The sequence below is a fragment of the Gordonia jacobaea genome (genome assembly GCF_965344965.1).
Classification (GTDB): Bacteria; Actinomycetota; Actinomycetes; order Mycobacteriales; family Mycobacteriaceae; genus Gordonia; species Gordonia jacobaea.
Genome location: NZ_CBDRLS010000004.1, coordinates 333774 through 360440, shown reverse-complemented (window position 1 = coordinate 360440; position 26667 = coordinate 333774). Strand labels below are relative to the sequence as shown.

Here is a 26667-nt window from a genome sequence, read left to right as displayed (position 1 = left end):
TCGCTCACGCGACGGCGGGCCAGGGGCGACCCGACGGCCGAGTGTCGGCCGCGAGTCCGGTGACCGGGTTGGCGAGCGCGGCCACGTGCCCGGCCAGCGACGCGTCGATCCAGTTCTCGGCGTCGAGCACGTAGGGCGGCTGGGCCGTGATCCGCTCGGCGAGAACGTATCCCGACTCGGCGGTGATCTCGGCGAGCGTGGTGAGGTTCGGCCACGGGCGTTCGGGGTTGACGTGGTCGGGCGTCAGCGGCGACACGCCGCCCCAGTCGTCGATACCCGAGGCGATCAGCGCCGCGCACTCCTCCCCCGATACCAGGTTGGGCGGCGCCTGCACTCGCATCCGCGGTCCGAGCACGATGCGCGCGGTCGCCACGGCCGCGAGGAACTCCGTCATCTCGGCGTCGGGTGTGCCACGCATCGCGGTGTCGGGCTTGGCGCGGAAGTTCTGCACGATCACCTCTTGGATGTGACCGGCACGCGCGATATCGGCAAGTGCGAGTAGCGATTCCGCGCGTTCGGTCAGACTCTCGCCGATGCCGACGAGGATGCCCGTGGTGAACGGAATCCGCAGATCACCCGCATCGCGCAGCACCTGCAGCCGGACCAGCGGGTCCTTATCGGGGCTGCCGTAGTGCGGTTGCCCCTTCTCGGTGAACAGCCTGCGCGAGGTGGTCTCGAGCATCATGCCCATCGACGGCGCCACCGGTCGCAACACCGCCATCTCCTCGGCGCTCATCACGCCGGGATTGAGATGCGGCAGGAGGCCGGTGTCTTCGAGGACGGCAACCGCCGCTGCGCGAACGTAGTCGAGCGTCGACGAATATCCGCGTGCGGCAAGCCATTCGGCGGCCTGCGGCCAGCGATCCTCTGGCCGGTCGCCCAGCGTGAACAGCGCTTCTTTGCAGCCGAGTGCCGCGCCCTGGCGCGCGATCGACAGCACCTGGTCGATCTCGAGGAACATTCCCTCGCCCGCACGGGCCAGTTTGCCCGGCACGGTCACGAACGTGCAGTAGTGACACCGATCGCGGCACAACCGCGTCAACGGCACGAATACCTTGCGCGAGTAGGTGATCTGACGTTCCCGACCCACCTCGGCGAGCCCTTCGTCACGCATCGCCGACGCGACCGCCGCCACTGCGGTCAGGTCGTCGCCCGACGCCGACAGCAGCGCCGTTGCCTCGGCAAGCCCGACGTCGCCGCCCGCGCGCACCACGTCGAGCGCCTCACGTGCAGTCATCGCCTTACCTGCAGTCATGTCAGTTGTCATCCACGCTCACCCCTCGCGGGTCTCGACGACATACGGCTCTACATCGAACGTACCGTTTCTCTCTCGGAACGAGACGGCCGTACCAGGCCACAGCAGCGTCAATCGCCCGCTGTCGGGATCGACGTACCAGCTGTTGCAGCCGGTCAACCACACTGTCGACGATGCGCGGTCGTCGATCTCGGCGGTGTAGGCGGCTTCGGCGTCCGCGGTGACCTCCAACGAACGGATACCGTCGTCGGAGAGCACATCGAGCGCGCCGAGAACGTAGCCGAGTTGGGTCTCGATCATGTAGATGGCGGAGTTGTGACCGAGTGCGGCATTGGGGCCGTCGAGCACGAACATGTTGGGAAAACCGTGAACGGTGGTCGAGGCGTACGACGTCATCCCGTCGGACCAATGCGCGTCGAGCCGTTCGCCGCGGGCGCCGGTGATGCGTGTGGAGACGGGAGGCCGGGCAGCCTCGAATCCCGTTGCCATCACGAGCAGGTCGAGGTCGTAGCAGCGTCCGCTCGCGGCGCGAGCCTTGGATTCGCGCACCGTGTCGAGCGCGCTCGGCTCGAGAATCACGTTGTCGCGCACAAGTGTCGGATAGAAATCGTCGCTCAACAGGATGCGCTTGCATCCGATCTCGTAGTCGGGGGTGAGGATCGACCGGAGTTCGGGATCACCGATCTGAGAATGCAGATGAGTTCTTGCGCGCGAACGGATCTCGTCGATATCCGGGTGCAGGGCGAGTCGCTGACGGAACGCGGCATCGGCGTCGCGCAGAAGCTGATCGCGCACATCGTCCGCGACGGCGGGATCGAGGTAGGTGGCGCGTTCTTCGACGGTGTACTGCCGATCGTCGCGCGGCACGACATACGGTGGCGTCCGACAGAAGACGACGAGTTCTTCGGCTTTCTCGGCGAGATGCGGAGCGATCTGCACCGCGGACGCACCCGTACCCACCAGACCGATGCGCGCACCGTCGAGCGGCAGGTCGTCGCGCCAGGCGGCGGTGTGGACCACCTCGCCGGTGAACGAGTCGAGTCCCTCGATGTCGGGGATGCGCGGCTCCGACAGCCGCCCCACGGCGAGAACCAATGCACGGCAGGTGATCTCGCCTTCCGACGTCATGATCGTCCACCGGGCCGCTGCGGGATTCCAGGTGGCGTCGAGTAGCTCGCAGCCGAGTCGGAGTCGGTCGTCGAATCCCTCGTCGATGACAGTCCGTTCGAGATACTCGCGGATCTCGGCACCGCTGGGATAGACCGACGACCAATCGGCAGGCGGACGGAACGAGAACGAGTAGAGATGTGCCGGAATGTCGCAGGCAATGCCCGGATAGGTGTTGTCGCGCCAGGTTCCCCCGACGGCGTCCGCACGCTCGAGAACGACGAACGACTCGCGGCCACGTCGGGCGAGTCCTGTGGCCATCCCGATCCCGGCGAACCCCGCACCGACGATCACCACATCGACGTCGAGCTCTGCGACAGTTCGACGGTCAGGCGTGCTCGAGAGGTCGGCAGTCACCCGCAGGCCCGCACATTCTCGTTCTGCGGCAAAGCGATTCGACGCCCCTGCGGCGGTTCGCCGTAATCGGTACGTCGCTGCCGGGGCAGCCGACCGACCGTCTGAGCGATCTCCGCGATGTCGTCGACGGACAACGTCCGACCGGCCTCCTGGCCGGATTCGGGTGAGAGCTCGCCGTCGAGCAGCAAGCCACCGATGTCGTCGGCGCCGCCCGCGAGGACGTCGAGGACGACGTCGCGATCAAGCTTGGTCCAGGCGACCTGGATGTGGTCGATGTGTCCGAGCATCATCAGACGCGCAACCGCGTGGACAGCTCGGGTCTCACGCACGCCGACCGAGTGGGTGGCCGCGTCGGCGAGGTGAGGTGGTGCGTTCTCGGGCAGCAACGGCATGACGATCAACTCGTGGAAGCCGCGGGTTTCGTCGGCGATGCTGGCGAGCAGTCGCAGGTGTGCCACCACCTGTTCGGGCGTCTCGACGTGGCCGTAGAGCAGCGTCGCGGTGGAGAACAGCCCTGCACGATGGGCAGCGCGGATCGTCTCGACCCACTCCGCTACCGGCTGCGGCGCACCTGCGGGATGCAACGCGGCCCGCACCTCGTCGTCGAGGATCTGTGCCGCGGTGCCCGGTACGGACCCGAGCCCCGCGTCGCGTGCCAGCTCGAGGAACCCCGGGACGTCGAGGTTCATGCGCTCGGCGCCGTCGCGAATCTCGGGTGGGCGGAAGGCGTGCAGGTGCATGTCCGGCGACGCGGCGTGGATTCTCTCGATGATTCGCAGGTAGACGTCGCCGCGATCGTCGCCCGGTACAGCGCCCTGCATGCAGATCTCGGTGGCTCCGAGCGACCAGGCCTCGGCGACGAGCGCCTCGATCGAGACGGCCGAATCGTCGGCCGCGACCACCGCGGTGTCGAAGTTTCGGTTCACGACGAAGGTCATGACGTCGGGATCGGTGACGCCCCTGCGGGCGGCGTCGGCGACTGCGCACAGTTCGAGCAGTTCGTCGCCATCGGCGCCGAGCAAGGCCGCCCACTCGGCGTCGGTCACCGACGCCGCGTCGGCTCGCACAGCGGCCAACGCCGACCGAACCGATTCGACTGGGGCGGGGCGGTCACTCGCCCACGCGCGCAACACCATGCAGAACACTCTAACGATCACGCTTACCGCTTCCCCGGCGGACGCCACCCAGAAGACTCAGCGGCCGACGCGGGACCGGGTCAGGCCTCGGCCTCAGGCAGCCGCCTCGACCAGACCAACGCGACGGGTGCGCCGAGTCCGATGATCACGAGTAGCAACGTCGCGAGTGTGGTGCTGCCCTGCAACGCGAGCATGACGTCGCCTCCCGGGCCGCCCATGCCTGCCACAGCGAGCACAATCAGCCACGCCACCAGCGGGCCGTACCGCAGCGGGCCGTCGGTGTACTTCGCGGCCAGCCACAGCAGCAGGCAGTTGAGCACGCCTGCGGCGATCGCAGCGACCGGTACGGGTGTTCCGCCGAGGCGCAGGTAGACGAAGCCGACCGAGAGCAACCCGACGATGAATCCATCGAGGATCAGGAATCCGAGGAGCACACGATCGGCGACACGCATCACGCCACTCCGTCAGAAGAGCCCTCAGACGAGTCGTCCGAGGAATCAGCGAAGAAGAGATCCGCAGCACGACGTTCCGACGTGAGGCGGTCACGGCTCGACCGCAGCACGAAGTGTTCGTCACTCATGATCGGTTGCAGGATGTTGTTGCTGAGCGCGTACTCGGTTCCCGACGGCGCAACGGTCACCTGGGTGGCATGCGCACGCAGGCCCTCGACCTTGCGGTCGTACACGGCGCTGATGTCGATCGCTGCGTCGATCTCGTCGTCGGCATAGCTGGGCAACTCCCCCGCCTCGGGCATCCGCCATCCGTCAGGAACGCTGCGCGCAGAGGCCAATCCCTGGTGCAGCGCGCTGTGTTCGGTCACCGACTCCCAGACGATGAGCTCGCGCCCGGTTCGGGCCTCGACAAGCGGGATCGCGGCCATCGACGCCGTGTGGACCATCTTGTGGTCGGGGTGGCCGTAGGTGCCCGCCATGTCGTAGGTGACGAGGACCTGCGGGTCGAAGTCGGCGATGACGTTCGCGAGGGTTGCGACGACATCGTCGAAACGCGCTTGGGCGAGCGCACGCGGGTGCTCTGCCGACGGCGAACCGGCCATCCCCGAATCACGCCAATGCCCCGCTCCGCCGAGGAACTCCGGACGCAGTGGCGGGGCGCCCTCCGGGGTGAGCGCGGCCAGCGCGTCGGTCAGCTCACGGATCCGATAGCCGCCGAGCTGATCGGCACCGCCGTCGGCGACCAACTGTGCCCATTCGTCACCGATCACCTCGCCCTCTTCACCGAGCGTGAACGTGAGCACGCGCACGTCGACGCCGTCGGCGAGATACCGCGCGATGGTGCCACCGGTCATGATCGTCTCGTCGTCGGGGTGCGCGTGAAGCAGCAACATACGACGATCAGATCGCTGGTCGCTCACCGGAGGTTCCATGTGCTCGCCGAGCCGAAGATCGAGACCTGAATCGGTCCGGACAACGGAACGTCGGTCACCTTGCGCGTCACACCCACCATCATGCTGTCCTGATACAGCGGCAGATAAATCGACTGCGCTGCAAGCAGGGGCTCTGCCTCGGTCAGCTGAGGCAGCGGGTCGTCGGATGCCATCGCGTCGCGCGCGAGACCGATGAGCACGTTGTCGCAGACCCCCGAGGGATTGGACGCGTAGACGTCCTGATTCGACGACTGCTGCTGCTGGTCGGGGGCGTCGCTGGTAGGTGTCGGCGGCGTCGAGAGGCTCGGTGCCGTACCCGGCTTGGGCTGATCGCAGTCGACCTGGGACGCCAGTGCAGCGGCAGGCGGCACGCCGAGGCCGGTCCAGCCGACGGCCATGTCGACGCGCGATTCGGTCAGGGCTACCCCGTACAGCTCGTTATTGGGCAGCGAGACCACCGCGGCACGGACACCGGCGTTGCGTAGCTGGTCGACGATGTTGGCGGCGGCCGCGGTCGACCTCGCGTCACCGCTGATCGCACCGACGCGCACGGCCAGGTCGCGCCCGTCCTTCGAGAAACCGGCGACACCGTCGGGTACCGGTGACATCGTCGACGCGGGGTCGGGTGGCGTCGAGGAGGACGGCGCTCCCGACGAGGGGGAAGCAGAGCTGGTGGCCGGTGCACTCGAGGGAGCCGACGAACCGGCGGACGACGTCGACGTCGGGGTGGCCGCCCCACGCCGGTACCCCGCGGAGGCGAGCAACTCGTCGATCTGCTCGGCACCCGGGCGCTGACGGTCGACCGCGAAGTATCCCGAATCCGACGGCGCGAGAACGGTGTTCGCGTACGGCGTGACGACGGTGTCGCCCGCGCCCGCGTAGGTGACGACCGCCGGGTCGATCATTCCCAGGATCGCCCGACGAACCGCCACCGAATTCATCACCGGGGTGCGCGCGTTGACGCTGATGCTCAACGCTCGTGACGTCGCCGAGCGCTGCGTCGCGATACCCGGGACGGCGGCGAGTTCTGCGCTACTCGCAGGCCCGGTGGCCAGCGTCGCGAGCGACGAGTCGCCCGAACGTACGGACTCCACCATCTGCGACGCCGTGCCCGCCCTGCGCAGCACCACCTGGTCGAGGATCGACGGTTTCACCCAGAAACGGTCGTTGCGGATCAGGCGCACCTCGTCGCGGGTGGTGTCGATCGAGAACACCGAGAACGGACCCGCCGACACCGGCTTTCCGCTGTCCATGCCGGTCTGGAATCCGGCGGGCGCGCCCTTCAGCACGTGACTGGGAAGCAACCAGGTGAACATCTCTCGCCACGCCGGGTAGGCACGCGCGAACTTGACCGTCACCACCTTGCCGCCGCTACTCGACTCCACGGAGTCGATCAACCGGTAGCCGGCGGGAGCGACGACGTTGGGCTGTCGCGACATCTGTTGCCACAGATAGCTGAAATCGTCGCCGGTGACGGGCAGGCCGTCGGACCACTGCGCGTTGGTGTGGATCTTGTAGGTGACCGTGAACGGCTGCTGTGACGTGACCTCCGCCGAGGTGAGCAGAGCTTCGGAGCGCTGCCAGACGACGCCGTTCGGCGTCTGAACCGGTTCGAACGCACTCGGCAGCGTCATCGAGGCGATCGCCGTCGTGACCGGGCTCTGATCAGCGGCCAGGTGCGGATTGAATCCCTGGCCGACGGAATCGGTGGCGACGTAGATCGTCTTCTCCGTCGGGTACTCGGCGGGGGTCTGCGGTGGCGCCTCGGTCTCGCGGACCGGAGGCGGCGGGTCGGACATACACCCGGCCATCGTCGCCACCACAACAGCGCTCAGCACCGCCAACAGGAGGTGCCTACGCCGTCGAGAACGGTCAACCGCTCGCGCCCGCATCGGCGGCCTCCTGCCGGTCACCCACTCACCCCCACCATCACGTCCCGATGTTCACCCAGCACTCACCCCGACACTCGCGAGGTCGGCTAGCCGGCCGCCTGATCACGCGACTTGGCCCGCGAACGCTCACGGGCACGCGTCGACGAATCGAGGTGCACCTTACGCACCCGCACGACCTCAGGGGTCGCCTCGACACACTCATCCGCGGCGCAGAACTCCATCGCACCCTCGAGCTCGAGGTGCATCGGCTTGGCCAGCGTCTCCATCACGTCTGCCGACGACTGACGCATATTGGTCAGCTTCTTCTCACGGGTGACGTTGATGTCGAGGTCTTCCGCACGCGGGTTGATGCCGACGACGTGGCCCTCGTAGGTGTCGTCGCCCGGATTGACGAAGAACGTTCCGCGATCGGCGAGCTGGATCATCGCGAACGGCGTCACGCTGCCCGCGCGGTCACTGACCAGTGAACCGGTGTGGCGTGCGCGGATCTCGCCCGCCCAGGCGTCGTAGCCGTCGAACACGGCGTTGGCGATGCCGGTGCCGCGGGTCTCGGTGAGGAAGTCGGTGCGGAAGCCGATCAGGCCGCGAGAGGGAACCCGGAACTCCATGCGGACCCAACCGGATCCGTGGTTGTTCATCTGGTCCATCCGACCCTTACGCGCGGCCAGCAACTGAGTGACCGCGCCGAGGTACTCCTCGGGCACGTCGATCGTCAGGTGCTCGAACGGCTCGTGCACCTTGCCGTCGACCTTGCGCGTGACCACCTGCGGCTTGCCGACGGTGAGTTCGAAGCCCTCGCGTCGCATCTGCTCGACGAGGATCGCCAGGGCGAGCTCACCACGACCCTGGACCTCCCAGGCGTCGGGGCGATTGATGTCGACGACGCGCAGCGACACGTTACCGATGAGCTCGGAGTCGAGGCGGTCCTTGACCATGCGCGCGGTGAGCTTGTGACCCTTCACCCGTCCGGCGAGCGGCGAGGTGTTGGTGCCGATGATGACCGAGATGGCCGGCTCGTCGACGGTGATGCGCGGCAGCGCGACCGGGTTCTCGGCGTCGGCGAGGGTGTCGCCGATCATGATCTCCGGGATGCCGGCGATGGCCACGATGTCGCCTGCGACGGCCGACTCCGCGGGACTGCGCTCGACGCCGACGGTCGCGAGCAACTCGGTGATCTTGGCGCGCTCGACGACGGGCTCAGCCGTGCCGTCCTCCTTGGTGATCTCACGCATCCAGGAGACGGTCTGGCCCTTCTTGAGGGTGCCGTTGTGGATGCGGACCAGACCGAGGCGGCCGAGGAACGGCGAGGCGTCGAGGTTGGTGACGTGCGCCTGCAGCGGAGCATCCGCGTCGCCCTTGGGCGCGGGGACGTGCTCCATCAAGACGTCAAAGAAGGGGTCGAGGTTCTCGCCCTCGGGGACCTCGCCGTTCGCGGGCTCCACCGTGCTGGCGATACCTGCGCGGCCCGACGCGTACAGGACCGGGAGGTCGAGGACCTGCTCGGCAGCGGCGGCGGCCTCGTCGTCGAGGTCGGAGGCGAGGTCGAGCAGCAGGTCGTGGGTCTCGGAGACGACCTCGGAGATACGAGCGTCGGGACGGTCGGTCTTGTTGACCAGCAGGATGACCGGCAGCGATGCGCTGAGCGCCTTGCGCAGCACGAAGCGTGTCTGCGGGAGCGGACCCTCGGACGCGTCGACGAGCAGCACGACGCCGTCGACCATCGACAGGCCGCGCTCGACCTCGCCGCCGAAGTCGGCGTGACCGGGGGTGTCGATGACGTTGATGACGACCTCGGTGCCGTCGGGCTGACGACGATGCACCGCGGTGTTCTTCGCGAGAATGGTGATGCCCTTCTCGCGTTCGAGGTCTCCGGAGTCCATCACGCGGTCGACGAGCTCGGCACGCTCACCGAACACTCCGGACTGGCGGAGCATCGCGTCGACCAGCGTGGTCTTGCCATGGTCGACGTGCGCGACGATCGCGACATTGCGGAAGTTGGGGACAGCGCTCACTGAGCTCTCTTTCATCTTTTTCGACGTCCCGAAGGCATGTGCGGGCCGTCGGCGATCCGGTTTCGGGCACCGGATGTGGACTCTACGACGCTCAACAGGGTATCTGCTCGGACCATGAGAGCGCGATCACACAGGTGGGAGTGGGTTTTGCGGTGCTCTTCGGGGGTCGCCGTCGTCACCGCGACCGACCACCGGCCTGGACCAGGATCGCCCCCGCGACGGCGAGGATTCCGAGCAGCTCTGTGAGTGCGGGGACCTGCCGTAACGCGATGAAGCCGACCACCGCGGCGGTCACCGGCAGCAGTGCGAGCAGCACGGCGAATCGTGCCGGACCCACCGACCGTAGGACGACCTGATCGAGGGCATACGGAACCGCTGTCGACAGCACTCCGAGTCCCAGCGCGAGCAGGATGAGCCACCACACGTTCTCGCCGGCCTTCACCGCCGGCACGACGGTCAGCGCCAGCGGCGACGTCACGATCGCCGCGACAACGAAACCCGTTGTCAGATCCTCGATCCCCGCTCCGCGCACCGCGACGCGACGGCCGAGCAGGATGTAGCCCGCCCAACACGCGGCGGCGACGAGGGCCAGCACGACGCCGAGCACACTCCCCGACCAGTGCACGTCGACGATGAGTGCCACGCCGATCACGGCGGCAAACAGTGCCGCGACATCGCGCCTCGTGCGTGATCCGGCCGCCGCCACCGCGATGGGACCGAGAAACTCCAGCGCGACTGTCGTGCCGAGTGGTAGGTGATCGAGCGCGAGGTAGAACGCGATATTCATTGCGGCCGTCATCAGGCCGAACACGCCCGCAAGGCGTAGGCGCGACCACTGCCACGCTGCGCGGCCGGGACGCACCACGATCAGCAGGACGAGCGCGGCCCCGGCGATGCGCAACCACGCGACACCCGCGGGCGACACCGCGTCGAAGAGGTCTATCGCGATGGCGGCACCGAGGTACATCGACGTGCCACCCGCGAGCATCAGCGCGGGAGCCAGCCAGCGGACGTCACGCGTGGCGCGGAGCCGCTCGACCCGTTGCCGTCGCTGTTGCGTCACAGCCGACGAACCTACTCCGCGCTGCGGTCACCGCGCACGGCGGTTTGTGCCGACGCTGCCTCGGTCAGGACGAGCCGGATGATCCTGCCGAGCCCGTCGTCAGTCCGTTCGACGGCGCCTTCCGCACGCATCCGCTCGCCGGAGCCTTACCGGCGAATCTGTCGGCGAGCCAGTCGTACGCCTCGTTGTACCCGGCAACTCCACCCGCGATGTGGCCCAACGCAGTTCCTCCGAGTACCGGAAAGGCGATATTCCGGTATTCGAGCGACTTCGGGCCCTTGGCGCACCACTCGGCGAAGAGTGTCTGACCTTGCGAAGCGGGGACGGTCGGGTCAACTGGATTGCTGGACAACAGGATCGGGATGTCGGTGGGCTTGTGCATACCGACCTTCTGCTCGTTCACGCGCGCGGCAAGCGCGGGGGTGGAGTCGATCAGCTCTCCGATCGTCTTACCGCTGGCCGTCCACGTACTCGTCTTGGGTGATCCGATCAGGGTCGTCGCCACGATGCATTGTCCGCGAACGAGATTCATCACACGCTTACCCTCCGCGTTCAGTAGCGGGGGAATCTGTTGTGCCATATCCGGATACAGCGCCATCGCCGCGTCGATCGCCCAACCGATCGCTCCCCCGAGGCGCTGACCGTCGAGGTGATTGAGCAGACTACGCAGATCGGTTGGCGCCCCGCCCGCGTAGATCCCGACAACGTGCTCGGCAAGGTCGGGGGCGTAGTCGTCGATCAGTTCTGCCGCGGCGGCCGTGGCGGCACCGCCCTGCGAATAACCGGCGAGCGCAACCTTTGTCGCGGGATCCACGCCCGGCAGTTGCAGTGCGGCGCGGGCCGCGTCGATCTCCGCATCGCCCTGATCGACCCGCATCGCGAACGTATGGACGCCCGGAGTACCCAACCCGATGTAGTCCGTGCTGACAACGCCGTAACCACGTGCGAGCAGGTTGTAGGTGATGAGAGCTTCGATCTCGGCCATCGGTCCGCCGGGAGGCGCCACGGTCGGCGAAGAGATCAAACGTGAAGGCGCACACTGGTCGCCCATACCGTGCGCGCCCGGCCCGTACGACACGAGCGGCCGAGGTCCCGGTCCGGTCCACGGACGCGACGGCGCGAGGTAGTAGCCGCTCACCGCAACTTTCTTGCCGAGAGCGTTCGTCGACACGTACATGATCTTCGTCGCCGACGCCGGGATCTTCCCTGCGCGGTTCGGAACGGTGATGAACGTCGACATGGACTGTGTCCGAAGCAGTGTGCCCGCTGCGGGAAGCGGACCGGCGGGCGGCGTGTAGAACGGGTCGCTGCCGTCCGACGATCCCGCCGAGCCACTGTCGGCCGACCCAGACGACCCGAGGGGGGACGCCACGGCGCGTCCGGCGTCGAGCATTCCGCACATTCCGGCAAGTGCAACGGCCGCCGTCATGGCCAGCGCGCCGCCGATGGTCGCTATCGATCGGCGCCCGCCGCCGCGAAGCCGACCCGTACGCCGATACGACATCGCTCCCTCGATTCCCGGTCTGGAACACCCGATTCGGCCCGTCGCCACCGTGGCGGGATAGACGCAAAGCGCGGCACCCGCCTGCCTCACGACGCAGCAGTGTAGGACAGTAAACCGCGCATTGACTGGGTCCGCTCGGCGATTACCGAATTGTCATCTACCGAGCCGACAGTCGCCTCAATCGCCCCGAAACAGGACCTCAGTCGCGTTTGCGCAGGACCTCGCACAGCTCGGGCACCCACGCGGTATCGGCAGGAACCAACTGGTTCGAGGCGGCCATGTCTTCGAGTTCGTCGACGCTCACCCAGACCAAGCGGGAATGTTCGACGGCCCTCGGCACGCCGTCGACGATCCGCGCCCAGAGCGCGACAAGTGTCAGGTCGTGGGCGAGTTCGACGGTCTCGGCGAGGAGTGCACCGACCTCGACATCGATCTCGAGTTCCTCCCGCAGTTCGCGACGCAGCGCGGCCGCCAGCTCTTCGCCGGGCTCGACCTTGCCACCCGGAAGTTCCCACAGACCCGCAACCTGAGCCGGATAACTCCTCTGCGCCAACAGAAGTCGACCATCGGATGAGGTGATGGCGCCCGCGACGACCGTCCGCATGCTCACGTGCCGATCACCGCAACGTGTTCGGGACGCAACCGCAGCGCGACCGAATCACCCACGCGCACACCGTCCAGTGACACCGCGTCGACCTCTCCCACCGATGTCGACACCCGAACTCTCTGGCCTGCCGGGAGATCGGCTACCACGACGACCTCGCCACGGACCGAAGCGGCGTCACCGGACGCATGCTGCACTCCTGGCCGCTCCGCGACGAGCGACTCTGCACGAAGTCCGAGTTCGCCTGATTCCCAACCACACTCGATGCCCAGTTCTCTCGGGTCGACGAAGCCCAACGGTGTGCTGATGGCGCCGTCGGTTCGTCGCGCCGGAATGATGGTCGTGCATCCGAGGAACTGCGCGGTCCACGCGTCGACCGGCCTTTTCCACAGTCGCGCAGGTGGACTCGTCTGCACGATGTCGCCCGTCCTCATCACCGAGATGGCGTCTGCAACGAGCGCCGCCTCGGTGTGATCGTGAGTGACCAGGATCGCGGGGGTCTCGGTCGCCCGCACCGCGCGGCCGATGTCGACGGCGAGCTCGTCGCGCAATCTGCGATCGAGCGCGGCGAGCGGTTCGTCGAGCAGCAGCAGTCGGGGATGCGGCGCGAGAGCGCGCGCCAACGCGACGCGTTGCGCCTGCCCGCCGGACAGTTCGTCGACAGCACGCCGTTCAAAGCCGGGCAACTGGACGAGTTCGAGCATCTCCGCAACACGCTCGGCGATCTGTGACCTGCCCATGCGCCTGGCCTTGAGTCCGTATGCGACGTTCGCGCCGACGCTCCGACCACCGAACAATTGTCCGTCCTGAAACACCACGCCGAAATCTCTGCGGTGGGTCGGCACGCGGACCAGATCGGTTCCGTCGAGTCGAATGCTTCCTTGCTCAACCTCTTCAAGACCTGCGATGGCTCGGATCAGCGTCGACTTTCCACACCCCGAAGGACCGAGCAGCGCGCTCACGAGCCCGTCTGCCCCGACGCTCCAGTCGAGACCGTCGATCACCGTGTGCGAACCGTAGGAGATGCGCACGCCCTCGAGTTCGAGTTTCACAGCGGTGCCCCCGACCGCGGCCTGAGCGCTTCGACGGCGACCATCGCCACGGCCGTCGCCACGACGAGCAGCATCGACGCGGCCATCGCGGTGGCCAATTGCGTTGCGCCGGGACGGTTCAGCGCGGAACCGATCAATACGGGCAGCGTCGTGGTGTCGGCGCGCGCCAGAAAGCTCGTCGCACCGAACTCGCCGAGCGCCATCACGAACGCGAATCCTCCTGCGGCAGCCAACGACCTGCCGATCGCGGGAAGGTCGATGGTGCGCAGTACCCGCAGCGGGCCGGCTCCGAGCGTCGCGGCAGCAGCACGCGCGCGGCCGGGAACGGCGTCGAGCGCGGGCACGATGATCCCGATCACGACCGGTATGGCGATGAGCGCCTGGACGCAGGGAATGATCAACGGTGAGGACGACGTTCGCGCGGGGAGCTCCGACAGCACGATCAGATAGCCGAAACCGAGTGTGACAGCGCTGATCCCGAGCGGGATGAGCGCCAGAATCGCGCCGACCGTCCGCGCGGCGCCGCGCGCGGTGTGCAGCGCGATCGCGGCCATGACTCCGACGACGAGCGCGATCAGCATCGCGAGCACCGCGGAGAGAAACGAATAGCGCAGCGTCGCAAGTGGTGTGACACCGTTGACCGGGTCGGCCAGCGCGCGATAGCCGGCGAGAGTCCACGCCCCGTCACGGCCCGGGCGAACCGACCGCACGGCGAGCACCACGATCGGAACGACCAGGATCAGAACCGTCCAGGCCCACGCGAGGGTCGCCGACACTCGCGCCCACCCCCGCAGTCGACGACGCCGCGGCGCACGCGTGCTCGTGGCGAAACTTCGCGACCGCGCCGTGACGAGGCGCGTCAACACCAGCGCGACAACCACGACGACGATCTGCAGCAACGACAATGCCACCGCCTCCGGAATCCGGAAGTAGCCGATGGCCTGTTGGTAGATCTCGGTTTCCAGCGTGCGCAGCGTGCCGCCGCCCAAGATGATGATCACGCCGAAACTGGTCGAGCAGAACAGGAAGATCAACGTGGCAGCGGCGCCGACACTCGGCAGCAGGGCCGGGGCGATCACGGTCCGCCACGCACGAAACCGACCGGCACCCAACGTGCGTGCCGCGTCCACAGCACGAGTGTCCAGCCCGCGCCACGACGCACCGACCACCCTGACGACCACCGCGACATTGAGAAAGGCGTGCGCGGCCAACACCGCCCACCATCCGGAACCGATGTGCGCGAACGCGAGTGGACCGTCGAACACTGCTCGGAACGCGACGCCGACCACCACCGTCGGCAACACGAACGGCACTGTCACGACGACACTCAGAATCATCGCCGACGCTCCGTGCAGCCTCGACGACAACCAGACGATCGGTGCGGCCACCAGCAGTGCCAGTACTGTCGACGCCGCGGCCTGGGCAAGCGTCACACCCAGCAGATGTGCCGCGTGCGTTCGCGTGAACAACTCCCCCAGCGACGCCGATCCTGTTGCGGCGTCGCCGTTCTGGCTGATCGCACGCCAGACGAGCGCGGCGACGGGCCACACGAAGAGCACCCCGAGAAACACCACGGGCACCGCCGCGAGTAGCCAGCGGCCGAGGCGGTTGCTGTTCAGCGACCGACTGCGCTGCGCCATTGCTGAAGCCACGTCTCCCGATTCTGCGCAATGTATGCGGGCGGTAGATTCACCGTCGACTGCGGGATCGGTGCGCGTTGCGCCCAGCCGTCAGGCAACGGCGTGTTCTTCTGCACCGGGTACACGAACATCGACGACGGAAGCGCCTTCTGCACTGTAGGACTCAGCATGAAATCGACGAGTTTACGGGCGCCTGCCACGTTGGCAGCACCCTTGAGTACGCCGACGTACTCGACCTGCCGGAAGCAACTGTCGAGCAGCGCACTCGTCCCCGGCGTCGCTGCGGGCGACGAGGCATAGGACAGCACTATCGGCTTGTCGCCCTTGCCTTCTCCCGCGGTGAAGAGCTGGTTGTAGGCGATCTCCCAGCCCGACACGATGGTCGCGCCCCCAGCGGACACCTGCTTCCAATAGTCCTGCCAGTTGTCACCGAAGACTCCGACCGTACTGAGTAGATACGCCATGCCGGGCGACGACGTGCCGGGGTCGATCAGTGCTGCCTGCTTGGCGTAGGTGGGATCGGTCAGGTCGCGCAGACTCTTCGGCGGAGTCTGCCCCTCGCGCCGGTACCACTCATCGTCGATGTTGAGGCAGACGTCGCCACGGTCGACCGCGGTCAGCTCGTTGTTCGAGTCGGGCACCGCGTACTGATCGGCGCCGTCGGCGAGAGCGGGTGACGCGTACGACTCGAGCGCCCCGGCCTGAATGGGACGGGTCGCGAACGTGTTGTCGATCCCGTACACCGCGTCGCCCTTGGGCGAACCGGGCGTGAGTGACACCGTCGACGCCAATTGGCCTGCGTCGCCGCTCTTGACGACCTTGAGCGTCTGCCCGGTCTCCTTCTTGAACTCGTCGAAGACCGATTGCGGGAGATCGAAAGAATCGTGGGTCAGCAGCGTGACCTGAGAACTCGACGACGAATCGTCGCCGCACGCGGTCAACATCGACGCTCCGACGGCGACGACCGCTGCGGCAACGGCACCGGTGCGCATCAGCCTCCTGCGCTTACTCCCCTGCCAGCGGGTGCGTCTCATTACGGTCCGGTCTGTCACCAGCGCTCCTCATCTCCGGGCGATCCACACATCTCCTGGTGCTCCTCGCGTGCGAGATTGGCGCCGTGCGACACACCGCCACCTGACACAAACGGAGGTCGGGCGACACCGCTGAGTAAAGACACACCACCGAGAAGACCGATCTTGATCGAACTTCTGTCGATCTAACCAGGTGCGTCGCGGACGTTCCGAGGACCAGCGGGCAGCGCCGGTCCCTTCGTAACATTCGTAACAATTGCATCACCTGTACCAAGAATGCGGCACTCGCAGCGTTAGGCTCCCCTGGACACCGCCCCATCGCCGGGGCTTAGAATGACGCGCCGGCGTTTCCGGACAGGACGCCCGGGTAGGGTCCCCAGTGCACCGAGATTCAGTGCTCGATATCTATAGCGCTCGATGAGTCCCAGTGCCCGATAACTACACCGACAACCGATAGGACTCCGACAAGTGCGTCTCTCAGCACTGACCAGTCGCGCCCGCATCGCAGTGGCCGCAGCAACGGTCGCCGTCGCCGCTTCGCTCGCCGCCCCGAGCCTCGCGCACGCGGCACCTGCGCCCACCCAGGCCACGAAGGTTGACCAGCGCACGCTGGATTCCCTCGGAGCCTTCGCGCCCGCGATCATCGGCTCGGTCACCACCCCCGGACCGGACGGCAAGGTGAATGCGCAGCTGTTGCAGCAGGCGCGCGCGATGGCCGACCAGCCGGGTCTCCCACCACAGGTCGCTGCCACCTGGCAGAAGATCACCGACTTCCTCGGCGAGCCCGGCCGCCGGCAGGTCGCCCGGATCGAGGCCGCAAAGCCCGGCGACCCGGAGATCCCACAGGGTCCGAACGCACCGAAGATTCAGGAGTTCCTCTACCCGACGCTCGGCTTCGGCTGCATGCCCGGCGGTGGCAACTCCCTCGGTCGCGCACTCGTGACGGCGGGTCCGCAGAAGGCGCCGGCCCCCGGCCCCAAGCGCGGACAGGCCGGGTACGTGTACACCAGCCTCGGCACCGGTCCCGCAATCAACAACCAGGCCCGCAAGCTGCTGGTCAGCTGGATCAACATCGACAACGGCCGCACCGGCCAGTTCCAGCTCAAGCGCAACGCGTTGATCAACGCGACCGACGGACCGGGCACGTTCACCGGGATCGCATCCACCGGTAAGGGACGCGTGATCTCCACGATCTACGGCGACGTGACCACCAAGACCAAGGGCAAGGTGCTCAGCTGCACCATCATCCCGACGATCGGGCTCGCGATCATCTGATCCGATCCGGGTAGCACTCTCGGCAAAGGCCGGGGAAGCAACACATGCTTCCCCGGCTTTGTCGTTTCCGGCACCCGAGATCCGACCGTCGGATCGCATCGCTCGGGGGCGGCGTCGGGGATCGCGTCGGGGTCGCATGCACATCACAGCTCGGACTCGCGACTTGCAGAGCCAACCTCAACCGTGGTCTCTTGTAACTCTAGAAACATCTGTCACATCAGCACCACGCTACGACGCGTGGGCTGATGGTCGTGTCGAGGAGAAGCATGCTGATGTCGGCTCAACCCACCGCAACCGGTCGCCGCGAGCAGAACCGCCGTCGAATCCGCGTGGGCGTTGCAGGAGCGGTCACGGCAGCCGCGATGCTGCTCGTCGTCCCGGCGACGGCATCGGCGGCACCCGCATTGCCCACCCCGCCGACGACGCTGGCTCCCGATCCTCAGGCGCTCGGCAGCGTTCCCCTCGACCACGAGCTCGCAGAAGCAGTCAAAGTACTCAAGGCCGCAGGCGTCGACCAGATGGCACTCAAGGCGGCCGAGGCCGTGAAGTCCTCGCTCGGGCAACTGTCCACCGCCGACATCGAGAGCAAACTCAACACCCTCTCCGTTGCCCTCGGTGGCGCGTCGGCCTCGCGCGACGTGAGCGCCACCGGCGTCGCACCCTATCCCGTCGCCGGTTCCGACGTCGGGTCCGTTCTCAAATTGCTCGGCATCCAACCGTTCTCGCCCGCCATCGCACCGTTCTGCGCGACGCCCACCGAAGACAACCCGCTCGGGCTCGTGACAGGCGCTGCCGGTGCGGCACCCGGGCCCTGGCCCGCCAAGGATGAGCCGATGAAGGTCGTCGAGCCCCTGGCGCCGCTGCTGAAACTCATCCCCGGCATCACGTTGCCGGAGAAGCTGAACCTCGTCGACAAGGGTGAGACCGCATTCGCATTCGTCCCGGCCACCATGGGCACCGGCACGGCCGACGACGGCCAGATGCAGGTCGCGTGGTTCAACACCTCGACGCTCCAGGGCGGCTTCGAGAAGCTCGCCCCGGTGACGGATGCGCGCGCGAAGGCCCTGCAGCCGTTGCTGTCCGGTGTGCGCCTCGCACCGGTCAAGACCGGAAGCGGCACCGTTCTCGCCGCCATCTACGGAACCTCGAACAACGCGGGACGCTCGTGCTTCTTCCTGCCCGCAGTCGGCGTGGTGAACGCCAAGTGACCACGTCATCTCGGCGTCGGAGGCCACGGAGGCGAAATCACGCATCGGACAGATCACTTCGGGTAGCGACGTGCGCAGCCTTGGTCACCGTGAGCCTCGCAGCAGCACCTGCCCTGGCATCGGCCGCGCCACCACTGTCGGGCGGTAACACGCAGTTCTCTTCGGACACCGCCAAGACTTCCGGCGCCACAACGAGTGTCGATGCCACCACGACCACCGGGGCAACCACAGCCACCGGGGCGTCGGCAGGTTCGGTGTACTCGCGCCGGTCGATCCCGCAGCCGGATCTGGTGCCCGGCGCGGCGAATGGCACCGTGTTCACCTACGCGACAACCGGAGCAGATCACAAGCCTCGACAATCCAGTGGTGTGCTCCTGGCCCCCTTCGGTTCCGTTCCCGCAGGCGGATTCCCGGTGATCGCCTGGGCACACGGCTCGCGTGGATTGGCGGACGGGTGCGCACCGTCGGTGCGGCCGACCGTCGCCGATCTCGACCAGGCACGCACATGGCTGTCGCGCGGATACGCTGTGGTGAGCACCGACTACGCAGGACTCGGAACCGCCGGCACGCCACAGTATTTCGACACAGACGCAACCGCCCGCAATATCGTCGACGCCGTGCGCGCCACCCAATCGTTACGCAGCGATGTCTCGCGTCGCTGGGCCGTCGTCGGTCAGGGGCAGGGTGCTGCGGCCGCCGTCACACTCGCTCGAATCGGCCAAACACTCGGTGGCTCCACTCTGGACTTCCGCGGTGCCGCCGCATCGTCGATCCCGGCCCAATTCTCGTCGCTGCTCACCAAACTCGGCCCGGGTACCGTCAACCTGCCCGCCGGGCTGACGGCCGACGCCCTCTACACCCTGAGCGCCATCAGCAGCGCACGCCCGTCCGTCGACGTCGTCGACTACCTCACCGAGAGCGGCAGAAGCTGGTTGAACCGCGCCGCGCAACTGTGCGTCGCCGATCTGACCCGCGAGGTCGACGGCATATCACTGGGATCGCTGTTCTCCAAACCACTTTCGGGCAACCGCGAGCTCGCAGGCGTTCTCGAGGCAGCCTCGGTGTTGCCGGTCCGTGGCTTCACCCGACCGGTGATGATGACGCAGGGCCTCGTCGACCCGTCCGTGATCGTGCCCCTGACACTGAACTACATCAACGACGCCCGGATGGCCGACAGGCAGGTCTCCCCGCGACCGTATCTGACCCTGTCTGCCGACAGCGCAAACCGGATGGCCGACAACGACATCCGGTCGTTCATCGCCACCACCATGCGCTGATGGCGGACCGACAGCGAGCCGCGTCGGCGAGGTTTCCTCTCGCCTACGCGGCGGCGTCGGCTGCCGCGAGCGCCGCGGGGGCATTCGGGACACGACGCACCGCCGCGCTCACCAAGCCGATCCCGCTCGTGCTGCTCGCGGGGCGAGCACTACTGCGTCGACAGCAACGACAACACACCGGTCTCGGCATCGACGACGCGCTACTCGCCTGCGCGATAGCGTTTTCTGCGGCAGGTGACCGCGCGATGCTCGTCGAAGAATTCACGCCGACCGACACCGAAGCCGATCGCGTAACAAAGGATCGTCGACTCGCCACGGGTGCAGCGCTTTTCGGCGTCGCCCAACTCAGCTATTGCGCACTGCTGTGGCGCCGCGGTGCCCGGCCGACGGTCAAGGCGTTCGTACCGAGGATGGCGGCGCTGGGCGAGTCGGCCGCGATCCTGGCCGCCAACCGACCTCGCCCCCTGCTCGTGCTGGCGCCGTACGGCACCTCGTTGGCGTCGATGTCGACCCTCGCGGGCACTGTCGATACCCCGCAGCCTTCGGCTCGCATCGGCGGGCTGTTGTTCCTCGCATCAGATTTCACGATTCTCAACCGCCGCCACCTGATCGCGGGCGCCATGGCGCGACGCCTCAGCGAAGTCTGGGTTCTCGCAAGCTATTTCGCGGCACAGTACCTGCTCACCGATGCCGTCGACATCGCCAGGTCAGCCGAGACCGACTGAATTCAGACCTAACTCGACTGACCTAACTCGACTTGGCCCGCTTCGTCGCCTCGAAGCGCGAGAGATCGTCTGCCGCAACGGCATCCATCTCCTCGAGTTCGAGACCCTTCGTTTCACGCACCTTCGCCCTGACGAAGAAGTACGACGCCGCGGCACAGAACGCGAAGAAGCCGTAGACCCACCCGAGTCCGAGGGTCGAGCTGGCCTCCGGGAAGAGCATCGAGATGGTGAAGTTCGCCAACCAGTTGAAGGCGGTACACACACCGAGCGCGACCCCGCGGATTCGGTTGGGGAACATCTCGCTGAGCATGACCCACATGACCGGACCCCACGTGGCGGCGAACGCGATGACGAAGAGGTTGGCTCCGATCAGCGCCACGACACCCCAGTGCCCGTTGAGCGTCAGGCAATCGGAATTGGTGTTCCCCGGGGTGCACTGCGTATCGCCGACAGAACCGGTCTCCTTGTAGTGCGACTGCGTGAACGCAACGCACGCCATGATGAGCCCGATGAACATGCCGACCGAACCCCAGAGGAGCAGCACCCGCCGCCCGATGCGGTCGACGAACAGAATCGCCACGAACGTCATCACCACATTGATCGCCGACGTGATGACCGACGTGGTGAACGCGGAGTCGGTGCTGAAGCCGACAGACGTCCACAGGCTCGTCGAATAATAGAAAATGGCGTTGATACCGACGAACTGTTGGAAGATCGCCAGCCAGATACCCACCCAGACAAGCGGATGCAGACCGAACGAGGGACCGCGCAGATCCGACAGCTTGGCCGACGATTCACGCTTGACGGTCAGCTTGATCTCTTTGACACGGTCGAGCGGATGCTGCTCCCCGGTGACCTCCTGCAGGATGCGGGCGGCCTCCTCGTCGCGATTGTGCCCGACGAGATACCGCGGAGATTCGGGGATCAGCAGCGCGAGAATGCCGTACACCACCGCGGGAATGACGCCGACCAGGAACATCCACCGCCAGGCCTCGAGCCCCCACCACAACGTGTTCATCGGGTCACCGCCGGGCGCGGCCTGCTGAAAGAGCTTGTCCGACAACAACGCGGCGAATATACCGAGCGTGATGGCCAACTGCTGCATCGACGCAAGCGCTCCGCGATAGCGCGCCGGTGCGATCTCGGCGATGTAGGCGGGAGCGATCACCGACGCGATACCTATGCCGAGTCCGCCGATCACACGCCAGATGAGCAGATCCCAGACCGTCTGCGTGTAGGCGGTTCCGATGGCCGATGCCGCGAACATCACCGCACCGAGAACCATCACGCGTTTGCGACCCCAGACGTCGGCGAGACGACCGGCGAACCACGCACCGACAACGCAACCGAGAAGCGCGATCGCGACGGCGAAGCCCTTGAACAGCGATCCCAGCCCGAAGGTGTCCTGGATGGAGTCGACGGCGCCGTTGACCACGGAACTGTCGAAGCCGAACAGGAATCCGCCGACGGCCGCTGCGACGCTGACGCCGATGACCCGCGCAGTGTGTTGATCAGATGAAGGGGCAGAACGAGCTTGTGACATTGCCTGACCTCGCCTCGATGCTCGGTTCGCGGGGCCCCAGCGCCCCAGACGTGATTTTCACGTTACCCAATGTTGTTCAGCGTGAAGGCGTTTTGCACGGCACCACACCCGAAACCGTGACAGGGCGACGAGATCGAGCTCAGATCGTGACAGTCGGGCGTTCAGAAAGCAGTTGCAGTGCCGCGGCAGGTCGAGAACTGCGGGTTGACCATCGGCAGGAACGCAATGGCCCCGATCTTCTGTCGAATGACGAACGAGACCGGCCCCGCACCCGGATGAATGTCGATCTGCCAGGAGATGTTTCGTGCCCGGCTCGGCGCACTGACCACACCCGTGCGTCCTGTCGCCAGGTTCCGCCACGAGACCGTGACGTCCATGGAGTACTCGACGAGTCCTGCCTTGCTGCGATCGGTTCCGATGAGTTCGATGGCCGGGGGCGGCAGACCGTCCGACGGGAAACGGATGCCGTTGAAGACATCGACGTGGATGCGCAACGGCCCCAGTGGCCACGGATTGGCGCTATCGCACCTCAACGAGGTCACGAAGTTGGGGTTGCTGGACTCGGGAATCGCCTGCGCACCGCCGACACCGACCGTCGTCAGTCCCGTGACGGCGAACACTGCTGCACCCACGAGCGTCGCGACCCGGCGCGTCGCGACCTTGCTTGCACCGACTACCCCTTCGCGCATGGCGCAAGTGTAGAAGTCCCTAGGATGAAGCCATGGCAAAACTGCAGATTGCCCAGGACCCAGCCGCAGACGAACTGCTGTCGACCGACCCATTCGCACTGCTCACCGGTACGTTCCTCGATCAACAGATTTGAATACGATTGAAGCGTGACGAATTGGCGACCCCTACGCGCCATCGTTGGCGCCCGTGTTTCCGTAGTCCAAGGGCCGCAAAACGTCTCACAACTGATACTGATCGAAACGGCCACCAGGTTGGCCGAGACTAAGGGATACGAGATCGTCGAATCATTCGAGGATCTCGAGGTATCCGCGATGAAGTGTTTAGCGGGTCGTCCCGACCTCGGACCTTGGCTGACCGAGGAGGGTTCCGCCAAGTGGGACGTCATCGTCTGGTCGAAGATGGACCGATCGTTTCGCTCGACTCAGCACTGCGCCGACTTCGCTCGTTGGGCCGAGGGCCGTCAAAAACTCGTCGCGTTCGCCGATGACGGGCTAACACTCGATTACCGGGTTGGGCGTTGAGAAGAGCATCCACTCAATGGCCGAGCTGTTCTTCTAACTCGGATCGTCTTTCGTTCAGCTCGAACTTGACCGATTCAAGAGCCGTACACAGGATTCGCTCCGCGCGCTACGGCAGATGGACCGATGGGCTTAGGAGTCGCGCCGCTCGGGTTCAAGGTGGTCGACCATCCCAGTGGCAAGGGGCCGAGGACTCGACACAGACGACGTCTGCAAGATGCTGCTTCACGCAATGGCCGATCGTCTTCGCGACGGCTGGTCGATTATCCGCATCGCGGCGTGGCTGAACAAGGTTTACACCGACCCGCGATGTGGTCGCGCACATGTCCACGGCTGTGGGTGCCGCGGCTGCAGCACGCACAAACATGGACTGGGCGGGCGTTGCCGAAGGCAATCCCGCCAAGTCCCGGCCCTAGACTGTGAACAATGTGATCGACGGATTAACCTCTTCGCGAAATCAGGAATTCAAGATGACCGGCCGCGGTAAGCAAGCGATGGGTCGTGCCGGACGCCATGTCGAGCCGATCCGGCTCGCCCCCCGACGGTTGACGCTGCCACTTCGAAACAGGTGCAGGATGCTGCACGGCTTCGAAAGCTCAACCGACGGACCTCCAAGTGCCTCTGTGAACCCGATGCTTGGCGTCGGCGTGCGCGGCTGTCAGGGGTGCACCGCGTGCGGAGAAGGTCCGTTAGGAGTCTCTCTGGCCCAGGAGATATCTAGGAACGCCACGAAGTCTGGTCACGTTAACGAGCACCACTACTACCGATGCGGTCGGACCCCGGTCAGTTGCAACGGCGTAATAGCGCAGGGCGACGACGTGGGCTTTCAGCTGATGCATGAATACAACTACAACCTTGGTCACGAGCCAGCGACCCGGCGTGTGTTCGTCGAGGGTGAGGACAACGCCCCGGATCTGGAGCGGGTGAACGCAACCATCGAGCGGTTGCGGATGGAGTCCGACGCGGGGCTGCTGACCACGCCGGATGATGAGCACCAAAGGCTCGAACACATAAAAGTTCAAGTCGCCAAGCGTGACCAGCTAGCGGCGATCTCGGCGTGTGCGTCTGGTTGGCTGAGCGATAGAGACCGACCAGACAAAGCGCGAAGTGTGGCTGTAAGCAGACGACAAGGCGCGTCGACAGCTACATATCGACGCGGGGCTGACTTACATCCTTTGCCGCAAGCCCGAGCTTGGCTATTTCGTGCGGAAAGTAGATTGAGGCGCGGACCGTACTCGCCGCGCGAACATCCATAGCCGCGACACGCCGGTGCGCTTCAAAAAAGGCTTCGGCCTGCAAGTTTCATCAATGTGATTACTAGTTCTAGTGGCGACACCAAATGTCAGACACAAGGTGTAGTGTCCTTCATGTCCGGAAAGCACGATGCCCCCGACTGGGGGCAGATCCGCCAGACGGGGTGACATCGAGTTGCATTTCTGAGGTGCATGCGAGACGTTACACCGACTCCAGCCGAATAGCCTCAAAAGGAGGGTATTCGTGTGTGGCGGGTCACAAGTGTCCGGAGATCGGAGAAGCCGCTATGGCCTCTCGTCAGACGCGTACGCGTCGTGTCACTGTCCGCATGCCTGTCAGGCGGGTCACCCGTGTGACCCGTGTGACCCGCACTATCACCGTGAAGCCTTCCAATGGCTAAGCGCGGAGGTAAGACCTCCACGAAGATCGGGCGCAACGCGAAGACTGGTCATTTCGTGACCGTCGCCTACGCGAAGAAGCATCCGAACACGACGGTCATCGAGACCGTCAAGAAGTAACCTGAGGTCGGGAGAGGGACACGGCTAGCACCGACCCTCTCCCGATCGCAGACGGTACGTTTACGTGCCGACGCTACATTCCGATTGAACCTCGGTAGGTGCCATAGTTCTCCGACATGAGACCGTAGGAGTTGCGTGGAACTCGTGCGAGCGCCTCACCTTCGACATCGACGACTTCGGCACAGTCTCCGGCACCTATGCACTCGAGCGGATGTTTCGGCGGTCTTCACTCACCGTCCTCGACGACCGAATAGAACCTCTGCTCTCGGATGACTCGTTACACCGCGATCTGCCAGCGGAACGTACGCGTGATCTTGCCCTTGTTGGCGGATATCGACGATCCCGACATGTGCCCCCAATGCAAACACTGGATAGATCTTCGGATAGCGGACCCTGCAGAGTACCGGCGCCAGCGCGACTCATGGACCCAAGATCGCCAGGAGCGCGATGAAGAGAGAAAAGCCTTCGAGGAGTGGAAACGACGCAACGGCACCTGGTAGGGCACTTTCCGCGGCGATCGGCTGAGGTTCCGGGCAGGTTCTGAGCCGCTTCCGATAAGTTCCTCGCCATGACTCGTGTGCATAACTCCGAAGGAATCCGTCTGGCGGCCACCTTTGACGTCGAAGTACTAGACGACGAGCTATCGCTCGTTATGGCCAGCGCTGGAGGCACAAGCGGCTCTAGCGTCTCCCGCAACGCTGACTACGCCTTGGGACTCGAGGTCCTTCTCCGAAGATTAGCCGAGCTTCGCGCAACCATTAAAGATGCCTACGTCGACTCGAGTCGAGTGAAGAGGTTGCCCCTCGAGGAACGGAGGCTTGAGATATCGGGTTCGCGATTTCCAATTCGACTAGTTGATCTCGACGACTATGAAACGTTTCGAAAACGTCTGACTCGAGCTCAGAAGTCTATAGGAAGGTCACCGGGCGATACCCGACCCGGCGGCAATGAGCGTAGGCGAATCCGACTCAGCTTGGCTATTCCAGGATTCTTGCCGACATTGGAGTCGGCTGAGCGTCTTGCGCTCGTTCTTTCAAACTCGACTACTCCGCCAGATGCAAACTCTGATTCCCGAGAAGCACTCGCCGAAAATGCACATTCGGGCCAAGGTTTCATCACCGATACGGCTACCAAGCTTGCCATCGAAGAGGCCGCTATGAGGGCCGCGATCGCCCACTACTCCGCGCTTCATTGGGAAGTCGAGGATGTGTCGCGAACAGCCAGCTACGACATTCACTGCACCCGAGGTAGAGAAGAGTTGCGTGTCGAGGTCAAAGGAACCACTGGACTAGCAACCGCGGTCCTGTTGACACCAAACGAGGTTTCACATGCCCTCGAAAATGCTGGACGTGTGGCGCTATATGTATTGAGCAGTATTGAAACATCGATGCAGGATGGTGTAGTTTTTGCAACAGGCGGCATTCCGCAAATACGTGAACCGTGGGAACTTGACATCCGTCAATTGTCGCCTACCGGCTACAGCTACAGCCTTTGAAAAATCAGCCGATTAAGGCGTGGACGCGCCGACGAATGTCCTATCTCGCGGAAGAATAGGAGCTACG

The 26667-nt window shown here is 65.5% G+C and carries 22 protein-coding genes and 1 pseudogene; 8 read left to right on the top strand and 15 right to left on the bottom strand.

Annotation, left to right across the window (positions count from 1 at the left end; translation table 11 throughout):
- Positions 1-4 precede the first annotated feature (4 nt).
- The 13 genes from cofG to ACRVY7_RS15745 all read right to left on the bottom strand — a co-directional run bounded on the left by cofG (position 5) and on the right by ACRVY7_RS15745 (position 16058).
- Positions 5-1237 (bottom strand): 7,8-didemethyl-8-hydroxy-5-deazariboflavin synthase CofG, encoded by a 1233-nt coding sequence (gene cofG / locus ACRVY7_RS15805; protein WP_431817881.1) that lies wholly within the window; start codon positions 1235-1237, stop codon positions 5-7.
- Positions 1238-1273: 36 nt separating this feature from the next.
- On the bottom strand, positions 1274-2779 hold the full coding sequence (locus ACRVY7_RS15800; RefSeq protein ID WP_431817734.1) for a flavin-containing monooxygenase: 1506 nt from the start codon (positions 2777-2779) through the stop codon (positions 1274-1276).
- On the bottom strand, positions 2776-3915 hold the full coding sequence (locus ACRVY7_RS15795) for a radical SAM protein (RefSeq protein WP_431817733.1): 1140 nt from the start codon (positions 3913-3915) through the stop codon (positions 2776-2778). Before ACRVY7_RS15795 ends, ACRVY7_RS15800 begins: the two co-directional genes overlap by 4 nt.
- Before the next feature lie 80 nt (positions 3916-3995).
- Complete coding sequence (locus ACRVY7_RS15790) at positions 3996-4367, bottom strand: facilitated glucose transporter (protein ID WP_431817732.1); 372 nt, start codon at positions 4365-4367, stop codon at positions 3996-3998.
- Positions 4367-5260 (bottom strand): N-acetyl-1-D-myo-inositol-2-amino-2-deoxy-alpha-D-glucopyranoside deacetylase, encoded by an 894-nt coding sequence (gene mshB, locus ACRVY7_RS15785; protein ID WP_431817880.1) that lies wholly within the window; start codon positions 5258-5260, stop codon positions 4367-4369. The genes ACRVY7_RS15790 and mshB overlap by 1 nt, the downstream gene beginning before the upstream one ends.
- 23 nt (positions 5261-5283) lie before the next feature.
- Positions 5284-7191: an ABC transporter family substrate-binding protein gene (locus ACRVY7_RS15780; RefSeq protein WP_431817731.1), complete on the bottom strand. Its 1908-nt coding sequence runs from the start codon at positions 7189-7191 to the stop codon at positions 5284-5286.
- 86 nt (positions 7192-7277) lie between these two features.
- Positions 7278-9203 (bottom strand): translational GTPase TypA, encoded by a 1926-nt coding sequence (gene typA / locus ACRVY7_RS15775; protein WP_064870355.1) that lies wholly within the window; start codon positions 9201-9203, stop codon positions 7278-7280.
- Positions 9204-9378: 175 nt separating this feature from the next.
- Positions 9379-10170, bottom strand: coding sequence for an EamA family transporter (locus ACRVY7_RS15770; protein ID WP_431817879.1), 792 nt, complete (start codon positions 10168-10170; stop codon positions 9379-9381).
- A 160-nt stretch (positions 10171-10330) separates the two neighbouring features.
- Positions 10331-11770, bottom strand: coding sequence for a lipase family protein (locus ACRVY7_RS15765; protein WP_431817730.1), 1440 nt, complete (start codon positions 11768-11770; stop codon positions 10331-10333).
- 199 nt (positions 11771-11969) lie between these two features.
- Positions 11970-12380: an NUDIX domain-containing protein gene (locus tag ACRVY7_RS15760; protein WP_082938052.1), complete on the bottom strand. Its 411-nt coding sequence runs from the start codon at positions 12378-12380 to the stop codon at positions 11970-11972.
- Positions 12377-13426 carry an ABC transporter ATP-binding protein gene (locus ACRVY7_RS15755; protein ID WP_431817729.1) on the bottom strand — a complete coding sequence of 350 codons (1050 nt, stop codon included), beginning with the start codon at positions 13424-13426 and terminating at the stop codon, positions 12377-12379. The genes ACRVY7_RS15760 and ACRVY7_RS15755 overlap by 4 nt, the downstream gene beginning before the upstream one ends.
- Positions 13423-15066: an ABC transporter permease gene (locus tag ACRVY7_RS15750; RefSeq protein WP_431817878.1), complete on the bottom strand. Its 1644-nt coding sequence runs from the start codon at positions 15064-15066 to the stop codon at positions 13423-13425. The genes ACRVY7_RS15755 and ACRVY7_RS15750 overlap by 4 nt, the downstream gene beginning before the upstream one ends.
- Entirely contained in the window at positions 15042-16058 is a 1017-nt protein-coding gene (locus tag ACRVY7_RS15745) for a thiamine ABC transporter substrate-binding protein (RefSeq protein ID WP_431817728.1), read from the bottom strand. Before ACRVY7_RS15745 ends, ACRVY7_RS15750 begins: the two co-directional genes overlap by 25 nt.
- A gap of 507 nt (positions 16059-16565) precedes the next feature.
- Here ACRVY7_RS15745 and ACRVY7_RS15740 point away from each other — a divergent pair.
- The 4 genes from ACRVY7_RS15740 to ACRVY7_RS15725 all read left to right on the top strand — a co-directional run bounded on the left by ACRVY7_RS15740 (position 16566) and on the right by ACRVY7_RS15725 (position 20582).
- On the top strand, positions 16566-17372 hold the full coding sequence (locus ACRVY7_RS15740) for an Rv1157c family protein (RefSeq protein WP_049698488.1): 807 nt from the start codon (positions 16566-16568) through the stop codon (positions 17370-17372).
- A 266-nt stretch (positions 17373-17638) separates the two neighbouring features.
- Entirely contained in the window at positions 17639-18580 is a 942-nt protein-coding gene (locus ACRVY7_RS15735; protein ID WP_431817727.1) for a hypothetical protein, read from the top strand.
- An 89-nt stretch (positions 18581-18669) separates the two neighbouring features.
- Positions 18670-19857, top strand: coding sequence for an alpha/beta hydrolase (locus ACRVY7_RS15730; RefSeq protein WP_431817726.1), 1188 nt, complete (start codon positions 18670-18672; stop codon positions 19855-19857).
- Positions 19857-20582: a lysoplasmalogenase gene (locus tag ACRVY7_RS15725; RefSeq protein ID WP_431817725.1), complete on the top strand. Its 726-nt coding sequence runs from the start codon at positions 19857-19859 to the stop codon at positions 20580-20582. Before ACRVY7_RS15730 ends, ACRVY7_RS15725 begins: the two co-directional genes overlap by 1 nt.
- Before the next feature lie 22 nt (positions 20583-20604).
- Here the strand turns inward: ACRVY7_RS15725 and ACRVY7_RS15720 are convergent, their stop codons facing one another.
- Positions 20605-22125: a sugar porter family MFS transporter gene (locus tag ACRVY7_RS15720; protein ID WP_064870363.1), complete on the bottom strand. Its 1521-nt coding sequence runs from the start codon at positions 22123-22125 to the stop codon at positions 20605-20607.
- 161 nt (positions 22126-22286) lie between these two features.
- Positions 22287-22814, bottom strand: coding sequence for a hypothetical protein (locus tag ACRVY7_RS15715; RefSeq protein ID WP_431817724.1), 528 nt, complete (start codon positions 22812-22814; stop codon positions 22287-22289).
- Positions 22815-22846: 32 nt separating this feature from the next.
- Here ACRVY7_RS15715 and ACRVY7_RS15710 point away from each other — a divergent pair.
- The 4 genes and pseudogenes from ACRVY7_RS15710 to ACRVY7_RS22585 all read left to right on the top strand — a co-directional run.
- Positions 22847-22942, top strand: a pseudogene (locus ACRVY7_RS15710) (HhH-GPD-type base excision DNA repair protein); the annotation flags it as partial.
- Between the two features lie 19 nt (positions 22943-22961).
- Positions 22962-23336: a recombinase family protein gene (locus ACRVY7_RS15705; RefSeq protein ID WP_431817723.1), complete on the top strand. Its 375-nt coding sequence runs from the start codon at positions 22962-22964 to the stop codon at positions 23334-23336.
- A 1643-nt stretch (positions 23337-24979) separates the two neighbouring features.
- A complete protein-coding gene (locus ACRVY7_RS15700) occupies positions 24980-25105 on the top strand; it encodes a hypothetical protein (RefSeq protein ID WP_431817722.1) in 126 nt (41 codons plus the stop codon).
- A gap of 568 nt (positions 25106-25673) precedes the next feature.
- Positions 25674-26600, top strand: coding sequence for a protein NO VEIN domain-containing protein (locus ACRVY7_RS22585; protein ID WP_488184319.1), 927 nt, complete (start codon positions 25674-25676; stop codon positions 26598-26600).
- Positions 26601-26667 lie beyond the last annotated feature (67 nt).